At 50.5% G+C, this 651-nt stretch carries 1 protein-coding gene and 1 pseudogene; both read left to right on the top strand.

Going from position 1 to position 651, the window contains the following annotated elements; all coding sequences use genetic code 11:
* Positions 1 to 247 (top strand): annotated as a pseudogene (locus R7Q46_RS27740) (cytochrome c); the annotation flags it as partial.
* On the top strand, positions 244 to 651 hold a 408-nt coding region (locus R7Q46_RS27735; RefSeq protein ID WP_318078364.1), incomplete at its 3' end, for a cbb3-type cytochrome c oxidase subunit I. The pseudogene R7Q46_RS27740 and the gene R7Q46_RS27735, both read left to right, overlap by 4 nt.

Below are 651 nucleotides of genomic sequence, written 5' to 3'. Positions count from 1 at the left end.
GGGAGCGTTCCCTTCAATTAAAGGCAGTCCTGTCGCGACAGGTGATGTCGCCGAACATATCGGCGTGGTTGTTGATGGCCGCGCAGGGACGGCGATGCAGTCTTTTGCTAACCAACTTAGTGATCAAGAAATTGCTGCGGTAATTACCTACCAACGCAATGCTTGGGGAAATGATACTGGCGATACGGTTCAAGCGGCCGACGTCAATGCCTTTAAGGCACAAAAAAGTGCCAAGGAGGAAATATGAGTAAGCCAGCAGACAAAGCCGTAAAGTCGGCACCCGTTGAAGCGCATACCGCAGCAAACGCAACAATTGCGCTAGACGACCACGATTCGCACGACGCGCCAAAAGGTATTGCTCGTTGGTTGTATTCCACCAACCATAAAGACATCGGCACGTTGTATCTTTGGTTTAGTTTCACCATGTTCCTAACGGGTGGTGCGATGGCAATGGTCATTCGTGCAGAGCTGTTTCAGCCGGGTTTGCAGCTTGTCGATCCGCAATTTTTTAATCAGATGACAACGGTTCACGGTTTGGTGATGGTGTTTGGTGCGGTCATGCCCGCGTTCACTGGATTAGCAAACTGGATGATCCCGATGATGATCGGCGCACCTGATATGGCGCTGCCACGTATGAATAACTTGAGCTTT

The organism is Vibrio sp. 811 (assembly GCF_033339195.1).
Note: the sequence above shows the minus strand (reverse complement) of the source record. Positions and strands in the feature narration are given on the sequence as shown.